The sequence below is a fragment of the uncultured Maritalea sp. genome (assembly GCF_937139385.1).
Taxonomy (GTDB): Bacteria; Pseudomonadota; Alphaproteobacteria; order Rhizobiales; family Devosiaceae; genus Maritalea; species Maritalea porphyrae_A.
The window spans coordinates 1-10,258 of record NZ_CAKZPW010000330.1 but is presented as its reverse complement, the minus strand read 5'-3'; the positions used below and the strand labels follow the sequence as shown (position 1 = coordinate 10,258).

The 10,258-nt window shown below is 50.4% G+C and carries 8 protein-coding genes; 6 read left to right on the top strand and 2 right to left on the bottom strand.

Annotated elements, in window-relative coordinates; all coding sequences use genetic code 11:
- Window positions 1-265: 265 nt before the first annotated feature.
- Window positions 266-835: an XRE family transcriptional regulator gene (locus Q0231_RS13535; RefSeq protein ID WP_269393078.1), complete on the top strand. Its 570-nt coding sequence runs from the start codon at window positions 266-268 to the stop codon at window positions 833-835.
- A 76-nt stretch (window positions 836-911) separates the two neighbouring features.
- Window positions 912-2,411, top strand: a complete 1,500-nt coding sequence (locus Q0231_RS13530; RefSeq protein ID WP_299348130.1) for a GGDEF domain-containing protein — start codon at window positions 912-914, stop codon at window positions 2,409-2,411.
- Window positions 2,412-2,430: 19 nt separating this feature from the next.
- On the opposite strand, the gene Q0231_RS13525 is transcribed toward Q0231_RS13530, so the two are convergent.
- Together Q0231_RS13525 and Q0231_RS13520 are read right to left on the bottom strand one after the other, a co-directional pair.
- Entirely contained in the window at window positions 2,431-3,450 is a 1,020-nt protein-coding gene (locus tag Q0231_RS13525; RefSeq protein WP_299348129.1) for an amino acid ABC transporter substrate-binding protein, read from the bottom strand.
- Window positions 3,451-3,573: 123 nt separating this feature from the next.
- The gene (locus tag Q0231_RS13520) at window positions 3,574-4,467 is read right to left on the bottom strand and encodes a LysR family transcriptional regulator (RefSeq protein ID WP_299348127.1); all 894 of its coding nucleotides are present in this window, start codon (window positions 4,465-4,467) and stop codon (window positions 3,574-3,576) included.
- Window positions 4,468-4,643: 176 nt separating this feature from the next.
- Here Q0231_RS13520 and Q0231_RS13515 point away from each other — a divergent pair, with 176 nt between their 5' ends.
- The 4 genes from Q0231_RS13515 to Q0231_RS13500 form a co-directional block, all read left to right on the top strand.
- On the top strand, window positions 4,644-6,032 hold the full coding sequence (locus Q0231_RS13515) for a CmpA/NrtA family ABC transporter substrate-binding protein (RefSeq protein ID WP_299348124.1): 1,389 nt from the start codon (window positions 4,644-4,646) through the stop codon (window positions 6,030-6,032).
- A 77-nt stretch (window positions 6,033-6,109) separates the two neighbouring features.
- Window positions 6,110-7,186 carry an ABC transporter permease gene (locus Q0231_RS13510; RefSeq protein ID WP_299348122.1) on the top strand — a complete coding sequence of 359 codons (1,077 nt, stop codon included), beginning with the start codon at window positions 6,110-6,112 and terminating at the stop codon, window positions 7,184-7,186.
- Window positions 7,187-7,196: 10 nt separating this feature from the next.
- The gene (locus Q0231_RS13505; protein WP_299348120.1) at window positions 7,197-8,954 is read left to right on the top strand and encodes a nitrate ABC transporter ATP-binding protein; all 1,758 of its coding nucleotides are present in this window, start codon (window positions 7,197-7,199) and stop codon (window positions 8,952-8,954) included.
- A 9-nt stretch (window positions 8,955-8,963) separates the two neighbouring features.
- Window positions 8,964-10,258, top strand: a 1,295-nt coding sequence (locus Q0231_RS13500) for an FAD-dependent oxidoreductase (RefSeq protein WP_299348118.1), incomplete at its 3' end; no start/stop codon positions are given.

The window sequence follows — 10,258 nt, the reverse complement described above, 5'->3', positions numbered from 1 at the left end:
TGGGAACGCCGACATCATGGCGGCGACCGCCACCGTGGCCATAAGAAGTTTTTTCACCGTGCATTTCCTCCCTTGCAGATGAGAGCGCTTGCGCGCCGTTTTGGAGATTGTATCCAAAATCGAATTTTGCACTATCCACATTTGAAGTCAAACTAAAATTTATTATAGTGACAATTCAACAGCCCTTGCGTTGCTTGTCGTAGACGTGCAAATTGGGCCAACCAATGAAGCCAATTGGGACCAATAGAATAGATCGGGTGAGATTTTGAACGCGAAACCTAATGAGCCAAGCAATGAAGATATAGGCCGCTCCATCCGTCGGCGTCGCAAGGCACTTGGTAAGACACTTGTCCAAATTGCTGCGGAAACTGAACTGACCATAGGGTTCATTTCGCAAGTGGAGCGCGGCATATGCGCGCCGTCTTTGTCCTCATTCATGCGCATTGCAAACTCGCTCAACACCAGCATTGAACAATTGCTAAATGTCTCAGAGAATTTTGAGGTTCTAACCAAAGCTGAACATAGGCAAAGCTATAGCTTGGGGGAGGCAGGTCGCTGGTATGAAAAATTGGGTCCCGGGTTTTCTGGTGCGTTATTTTATCCCTGCATCATTTACAGACCGCCAGGACATGTATCCGAACGCATGCACCACAAAGGTGAGGTGTTTTGCTATTTGATCGCCGGAGAACTTGAATATCACTTGGGTGATGCAGTCCATAACATGGTGGCGGGCGACAGTATTCATCACGACACAACCGAAAAGCACTTTTCCAAAGTGGTAAGCGATGTTGAAAGCGTTGAACTTTGGGTGAGTTCACACCCGATCACTGGATAGTCCGAACAGGTCTTTAGTGAAGCATTAAGCGAAAACGTCCTATGATCTTTGCGCGAGGCGCAGCAGGAAATGGGAAATGAACGCCAATTTCGAAAACGAAAACCGTGGTCGGACGGCGATGCTGGTCCGCAGCGTATGGTTTGGGTGCTTTGCGTTTGTCGCCGCGTTTTTGGGCGCCGTTTATTTGACCGTACAATTTGCAGGCGATGCAGCGAACGAGATTAGTACGATCCGTGAACTGCAGCTGGTTGAATTCGAAGTTCAACGCGTTGCACAAAACGCGATTGCAGCACAACAAAGACTCGTAAGGTCCGATGTGCTTTTTTTGGAAACGAAGAAGGCTGAAGAAGACCGTAACCTTGATCGGTTACTGACCCTAAAGCTGGGTCGTGAGCCATTTTCCTTTTTTGGCATTATCGATAGCGATGCTGACCTTGTTTACGCATCAACACAATTCGCCATAAGCCAACAAAAAGACAAAAAACGCGATACCCAAAGACTGATCAATGCAAGCCTTGACTTGGTTCAAGATGCTTACGCAAAATTTGACTCCATGAAAGCGCCGGCCCAAAACGGGTTCGTCATACCATCCCATTTCCTTTATGACGACAGCGCGATGACCGTTTTTGGATTTCGATATCTCGAGAATAAGTTGCACTTAATCGTCGTACAACCGGTATTGGCAAGGACAAGCTACTTACGCACGGACACGCCACACCCATTTGTCAGCATCGCAGCAATCCCTATTCCCAACTTATATTTCTCTCAAACTGCGGCCAAGATCGGCATGAGGGACTTAATGCCATTCCAAACGCGAACGCCCTCGAATGACAAAACATTTCTCGCGCTTCCCAACGCGCAACTGCCCGCTGCTGCTCAACTGGAATGGGATGCAACTTCTCCAAAGCTAACCATTTTGAACGACGCTTTGCCCTATTTGATATTACTTTCACTGATCATTTTGGCGTCTACCGTGCTGGTCGCTCTAAAGTTCTCTAGTGTTCTAAATGCCTTTGGGTTGGTGAACCGTAAGAACAGTTTTATGGCACGCCATTGTGGGCTAACCAGCCTTGCGAACCGCGCAAAATTTGATGAAATGATTTCAGAAGCCATGCAAGGCGCGCCCCAAAACCCATTCACATTACTCACCCTAGATTTGGATAAATTCAAGCCGCTTAATGATACTTATGGGCATGACGCTGGGGACCTCATTTTGGTGAATGTTGCGCAACGTTTCAAAGAGGCTGTGGGAGAATACGGCACCGTTGCCCGCGTTGGCGGCGATGAATTTATGATTATCCTGAAGGAAAACTTTGGCCGCGAAATCACGTCACAGCTCACGCAAGAACTTATAGAATTGGCCGTTTGGCCCATCCCTACTCCCTATGGAGAATTGAGTGTGGGCTGCTCGATCGGCATTGCAAATGCGCCAAAAGATGGGCGCAATGCACCCGATTTAATGCGCAGGGCTGATGAAGCGATGTATCATTCAAAGCGACAGGGTGGCAATCGAGCGACTTTTGCAGAAGACCGGATCACACCCAATGATATCGAAGTCGATTTTCAAACAGCATAAGTGGTATTCCCCATACCTCTTATCTGAACGGTTGCGCATAGAGCAGCCCGCCCTTCTGCCATTGATCATTTAACCCTCTAGCAAGACCAATTGGTGTGCCTTCACCGATATTTCGTTCAAAGACTTCACCGTAGTTGCCAACGCTTTTGATCACCGCAACCACCCAATCGACTTCCAACCCAAGTTGGGTCCCCAGTGCATCTTGCGTCCCCAACAATCGACCAACATCCCTGTGAACAGTTGTCTTTGCCAGCATTTCAACGTTCTTAGATGTAACGTTCAGTTCTTCTGCAACAATGAGCGCATTAAGGGTCCAGCGCACCAAATTTGTCCACATTTCATCGCCCTCACGCACAACGGGCCCCAAAGGCTCCTTTGAAATGATCTCGGGCAGAATGGTGTGATCACTTGGGGTTGCCAAAGACGCCCGCGTCGCGGCCAGCGCCGAGGCATCTGCTGTGTAGACGTCGCAGTCACCGCGTCTGTAAAGCTCTATTGCTTCTTCAGCGTCCTTAAAACGTATTGGAAAATAGTGAATTCTTTGAGCCTGGAGGAAATCTGATAAATTGTGTTCTGTGGTGGTATCCACTTGCACACAAATCCGCGCGCCTTGGAGATCCAAAGCACTATTGATATTTATCCGCTTGGCAATGAGGAATCCTTGCCCGTCAAAATATGAGGTGCCAGCAAAATTCAGTTTGAGTTTGGTGTCCCGCGAAAATGTCCATGTCGTGTTGCGGGACAGCAGATCAATTTCACCAGATTGCAACGCATCAAACCTTTGCGTAGCGTTCAACGGAATGAAATTCACCGCATTGCTGTCTGCAAAAATCGCTGCGGCCACTGCGCGACAAAAATCAACGTCAAAACCAGTCCAGGTGCCATTGGTCTGTTGAATGGCAAATCCAGGAAGCGACGTATTTACTCCACAAAGCAAATGCCCTCTTTCTCGTACTTGAGAGAGTGTATTTGCCTGCGCAGGCAATATACACATAATTGCAGAAACGAATATGAAGGCTGCACGAAAAAAAGAACGCATTACCACTCCGACGTTTTAGATTTTCATTGGGCTCAAGGGATTGGCCAATTCGCCTATCTCAAAACACCGAACAGACCACACAATAAGCGCACATGGTTGAGGTATGATTGACGTCCGCCAGATTTAATGCCGATCGATTTTCTTGCGCAGTTCTTCAACAAATTTGCTTGCCGCCACTGGCAGTGTTCGCTTGTGCAGTTGCCCGACAAACAAAAAACCGGGGTCCAACTCCCCAACGTGTAATGGCACTTTCACCAAGCCTTCGCCAACACCATTTTGATCAGCAAGCGAATAGGAAAAGGCAACGCCGCCATTTTGCCGGGCAATATTTTGAATCAGATTTACATCATCAGCTTCAACCGCAGGCATACAATTAAGGCCCTTCTTTACAGCGGCGGCTTCAATCAACTCCCGCACCCCGTCTCCGCGCGGCGGCAAGATCGCGCCATGTTCCAGGCAATCAACCAACCTCAATGCCGTGCGCTGAGCCAAGAGATGGTTGGGTGACATGACACAATGTATTTCTTGCTGTGTATGGATAAGTGTTTGAACATCGGCCAGCCGAAGTGGTTGAAAAACAAGGGCGATATCCGCATCAAGACTATGCAATTGCCGCTCGACTTGCGCGCGAGCAAAAGTTTCAATTGAAAAGGTAACGCCGGGGAATTCGGATCGGTAACTTTGGATGAGGCCGGGCAGTAGATTTGCGCCAATTTCTTTGGTGGTTGCAATGCGCACATGCCCCAATCGCACCCCGGACAAGTCCGCGATCCGCGAACGAACCCGTTCAAGGTCCGCCATTTGTGCGCGGATATGTTGGATGAATAATTCGCCTGCACTATTGAGCCGCACCCCCAGCGAATGGCGTTCAAATATCTCGATTCCTAGCTCTTCTTCCACCGTCAGTATCCGTCGGTTCAAAGCTGAAGGTGTAATGGCCAAAGTTTCGGCGGCGGCACGGATCGAGCCCGCCTTCGCCACAGCATCAATATATTTAAGCGCCAGCATATGCCGCATAGTTCACCTCGCACAATGTGGTGCATTTTTTGCAACACTTAGCGGATTTTTTAGCAGCATACAACATCACGATCATTTGGCATATTGAATTTAGGTCAACCATACTGACGCGAATGGGTCGAATTCCTCCCCGACATTGACCCCAGAAAGGACCGAAATTGACGACCGCGATAACAATGAAGAAATCAATTATCCCCCAACTTACCGCCGCGCTGCTGACCAGCGCCGTTGCGATTTTCAGCCTTAGCACGGATGCATTTGCAGACATGCTGGACGTAGAAAAAGACGAGTTGCGGCTCGGTTTCATTAAGCTAACAGACATGGCCCCTTTAGCGATCGCCTATGAAAAAGGCTATTTCGAAGACGAGGGATTGTTCGTTACGCTTGAACCGCAGGCGAACTGGAAAGTGCTGCTTGATCGCACCATCACAGGTGAGTTGGACGGCGCGCACATGTTGGCGGGCCAACCTTTGGCGGCAACCATTGGCTTTGGCACCAAAGCACATATTGTTACACCCTTCTCTATGGATTTGAACGGCAACGGCATCACTGTTTCCAATGAGGTTTGGGAAATGATGAAGCCGCATCTTGAATATGGCGAAGACGGTAAACCGGTTCACCCGATCAGCGCGGCGGCGCTTAAACCCGTGATCGAACAGTTTAAGACCGATGGCAAAAGCTTCAACATGGGCATGGTATTCCCCGTGTCCACACACAATTACGAATTGCGCTACTGGCTCGCTGCGGGCGGCATTCACCCAGGGTTCTACTCTCCTTCGGATACTTCGGGTCAAATTGACGCTGAAGCTTTGCTTTCAGTCACGCCACCGCCGCAAATGCCCTCAACCTTGGAAGCGGGCACCATCAACGGCTACTGCGTTGGGGAGCCGTGGAACCAAGCCGCGGTGTTTAAAGGCATCGGCGTGCCCGTAATCACCGACTATGAGATTTGGAAGAACAACCCAGAAAAAGTCTTCGGCCTCACCAAAGAGTTCACCGAACAATATCCCAACACCACTCTTGCTCTTACAAAAGCATTGATCCGCGCGGCCAAATGGTTGGACGAAAACGACAATGCCAACCGTGAAGAAGCAGTGGAGATTTTGGCGCGTTCTGAATATGTGGGAGCCGACGCTGAAGTGATCGCCAACTCGATGACCGGCACATTTGAATATGAAAAAGGCGACAAGCGCGCCGTGCCCGATTTCAACGTGTTCTATCGCTACAATGCCACATACCCTTTCTATTCAGACGCTGTTTGGTACCTGACGCAAATGCGCCGCTGGGGCCAAATCGCTGAACAAAAAGACGATGCTTGGTACGACGATGTCGCGAAAAGCGTTTACCGCCCTGATATTTATCTAAAAGCCGCCAAAATGCTTTTGGACGAAGGATATGTGGCAGAAGCAGAGGTCCCTTGGGATAGCGACGGCTACAAGGCACCTACCCCAAGCACCGATATTATCGACGCCATTGCGTTCGATGCGAAACAGCCCAACGCCTACCTCGACAGCTTAAAAATCGGCTTAAAGACCGATCAGCTGGTTGAGGAAAACGGCAGCTAGGGCAAGGAGGGCGCTGGCTGACGGATGGCCCCAAACACCCGTCAGCCAGCGACATTAATAGAATAAGGTTCGACAAAATGACTGACATTTCCACACAACCTGCACGGCCAGAAAACGCTTTTCGCAAAGGCGCTCTTTCTTGGATCAACAAAGCAAGCTCTTGGTTAGAAGCCTTGGGCTTTGCGTGGTTGACGCCCCTCTTGAAAATGGCGGCTGGCGAAAGTCCGCGCGAGCAGTTGCCGATTTTGCGGCAAGTATTGCTCATTCCCCTATTTGGGATCGTGATGTTTGTCTTGGCTTGGGCTGCATTGGCCCCCACCGTGCAAACCTCGCTTGGTGCGATTCCCGGCCCATTGCAGGTCGCAGAGCAAGCACAGAACCTTTGGGCCGACCATGTTCGTGAACGCGAAAAAGCAACTGCCTTTTATCAGCGCCAAGATGAGCGCAACGCGAAGCTGATTGCGGATGGGAAAAAAGACAAAGTCAAACACCGCACCTATACGGGTAAGCCAACCTATATTGATCAAATACTGACATCATTGATCACCGTCGCGCTTGGTTTCATCATTGCAACCATCATTGCAGTGCCATTGGGCATTGCGTCTGGTTTGTCGAAAACCTTCAACGGCGCGATCAATCCGTTGATCCAAATATTCAAGCCAGTGTCGCCGCTTGCTTGGTTGCCCATTGTGACCATGATCATTTCAGCCACTTATGTGAACCCAGTTGATTGGTTGTCTAAATCACTGGTCACTTCAGCAGTAACCGTGACCCTATGCTCGCTTTGGCCGACGTTGATCAACACTGCCTTGGGTGTGGCGTCAGTTGATAAAGAACTGATGAATGTGGGCAAGGTGCTGCAACTGCCAACTTACAAAACCATTACAAAATTGGTTCTGCCTTCTTCTTTGCCGCTGATATTCACCGGACTTCGCTTGTCACTTGGCGTTGGTTGGATGGTTTTGATTGCCGCTGAAATGTTGGCGCAAAACCCTGGCCTTGGCAAATTCGTTTGGGACGAGTTCCAAAACGGTTCATCGCAATCTCTTGCCAAGATCATGGTGGCGGTTTTGACCATCGGCATCGTTGGTTTCATGCTCGATCGTTTGATGTTCGCGCTGCAACGCGCCTTCACCTTCTCGGCCAACCGGTAAGGGGTGAACCATGTCGATTTTAGAAATTTCGAAATTGTCAGTGCATTTCGGCGAAGGGGAGCAATGTCAGCGCGTCCTCACTGACATTGACCTTAAGGTCGCCGAGGGAGAATTTATCGCAATCGTTGGGTTCTCTGGCACTGGCAAAACAACTTTGATCTCCGCGCTTGCTGGTTTGCAAAAACCAACCAGCGGCGGGGTGATTTATCGCGGAAAAGAAATAGATGGGCCGGGCGCTGAACGTGGCGTGGTGTTTCAGTCATATTCTTTACTGCCCTGGCTCACCGTTGAGGGCAATGTCAGCTTGGCGGTGGATCAAGTGTTCAAAGACAGGCCAAAAGCTGAACGCCAGGAAATCGTTGATCGCTACATTGGCATGGTGGGATTGAGCCACGCCAAAAGCCGAAAGCCTTCGGAACTGTCTGGCGGCATGCGCCAACGGGTGTCGGTTGCCCGGGCCCTCGCCATGCAACCCGAGATTTTGCTGCTTGATGAACCTTTGTCCGCGCTTGACGCCCTCACCCGCGCCAAACTGCAAGATGAATTTGCTGACATTTGTCAGCGCGAGAAAAAGACCATCATCTTGATCACCAATGATGTGGATGAAGCCATTTTGTTGGCGGATCGGATTATTCCGCTCAACCCCGGGCCAAACGCCACCTTGGGCCCGCATTTTGAGGTCGATATTGAGCGCCCGCGCGAACGCACCGCGCTCAATAACGACGAAAGGTTCATCAAATTACGCGCAGCGGTAACTGACTATTTGATTACTGTTGGGGCCGAACGTCAGGATGAAGATGGCGAGCAAACAATATTGCCCAATATTGAGCCGGTGCGCCTGGGCAAAAACGAATCCTTGCCAAAAGCCTATGCTGAAATGACCTCTTCCAGCCGCGACGAGCGCTATTTGGAGTTTTCGAATCTCACGAAGGTTTATCCGACGCCCAAAGGCCCGCTTACGGTTGTTGATGGGTTCGATATGAAAATAAAAAAGGGCGAGTTCATCACCCTTATTGGTCACTCTGGGTGTGGCAAATCTACGGTTTTGTCCATGGCGGCAGGGCTGAATAAAATAACTGTCGGCGGCATTATTTTAGACGGGCACCACATCTCAAGTGCAGGGCCAGACAAAGCGGTGGTGTTCCAAGCCCCCAACCTGATGCCCTGGCTTACGGCCTACGAGAATGTTGAATTGGGCGTTGATAAAGTCTACCCGAACGCCAGCCGTGCCGAACGTCGAGACGTGGTTGAATATTACCTTTCAAAGCTCGGCCTTAAAGACAGTATGGACCGTTTGGCGGGCGATTTGTCCAACGGCATGAAGCAACGCGTTGGCATTGCACGCGCCTTTGCGCTGTCGCCAAAATTGCTTTTGCTCGACGAGCCATTTGGCATGCTCGACAGCCTCACCCGTTGGGAGCTGCAAGATGTTTTGATGGACGTTTGGAAACGCACACAAGTGACCGCGATTTGTGTGACCCACGATGTGGATGAAGCGATTTTGCTCGCTGACCGCGTGGTGATGATGTCGAACGGCCCAAACGCCAAAATCGGCAATATCATGGAAGTTGATCTGCCCCGCCCACGCTCCCGCAAGGCCTTGTTGGATCACCCAGATTATTACGCTTATCGCGAAGAATTGCTCGAGTTCTTGGAAGCCTATGAAGGCGGTGCAGACCCAAGTGAAGAGCAACTAATTGCGATCAAAGAAAAACGCGCCACGCGCATTGCGCGCCAGCGTGCAGCGTCAACCGTTGCAGCTGAATAGGAGGCAATAATGGAAAAGCAAAAACTCGTCATTATCGGCAATGGCATGGCCCCGGGGCGGATGCTTGAGCACCTGTTCGACATCTCGCCTGATGCTTATGACGTTACGATTTTTAATGCTGAGCCTCGGGTCAATTATGACCGGATCATGCTCTCTCCTGTTCTCTCGGGCGAAAAGAGCTTTGAAGAGATCATCATCCATGGAGATGGTTGGTACATCAAGCATAACATCATGCTTTATAAGGGCCACAAGATCATCGAGATTGATCGGGAAAACAAAACCGTCACCTCGGATCAATGCACGACCGCGCCTTACGACAAATTGGTGATTGCGACGGGATCTAACCCCTTTATCATCCCCGTCCCCGGCCACAAATTGCCGGGTGTTTTGTCCTACCGTGACCTTGATGATGTGACCGCCATGATGTTGGCGGCGCAAGCGCGGGACAAGGCGGTGGTGATCGGCGGCGGGCTACTTGGATTGGAAGCCGCTGCTGGTTTGCAAAACCGGGGTATGGACGTCACCGTGGTGCACTTGATGCCCACTTTGATGGAGCGTCAGCTCGACCCTTCTGCTGGCTATCTTTTGCAAAAAGAATTGGAAAGCCGTGGCATAGCGGTAAAAACCAGTTCCAATACGAAATGCATTCTGGGTGACAAAAAAGTACAAGGTCTTGAACTTGAGAACGGCGAGGTCATCGACTGCTCGCTAGTTGTAATGGCCGTAGGCATTCGCCCGAACGGCTTTTTGGGCACAGAGGCTGGGCTTGAAGTTAACCGCGGCATTGTTGTGGACAAACAAATGCGCACCAGCGACCCGGACATTTTGTCTCTAGGGGAATGCGCTGAAATTGACGGGCAAGTTTATGGACTTGTGGCCCCGCTATACGAAATGGCGCGGATTGCGGCCCATACGCTGAGCGGGGATGATAGCCAATCGTTCCAACACCAAGACACAGCCACAAAACTCAAAGTCACTGGCATTGACCTGTTCTCGGTTGGGGATTTTGCAGAAGGTGAGGACCGTGATGAGATCGTGTTGCGGGACGCAAATGCGGGCATCTACAAACGCGTCATTTTGCAAGACAATAAGATTGTGGGCACCGTTTTATACGGGGAAACAAGCGACGGGGCATGGTTTAACGACCTCAAGAAAAAAGGGACCGATGTCTCAGAAATGCGAGACACCTTAATCTTTGGCCAAGCCTATCAAGGTGGGGCCGCAATGGACCCCATGGCGGCCGTTGCAGCGTTGCCCGATGATGCAGAAATCTGCGGCTGCAATGGCATTTGCAAATCCAAAAT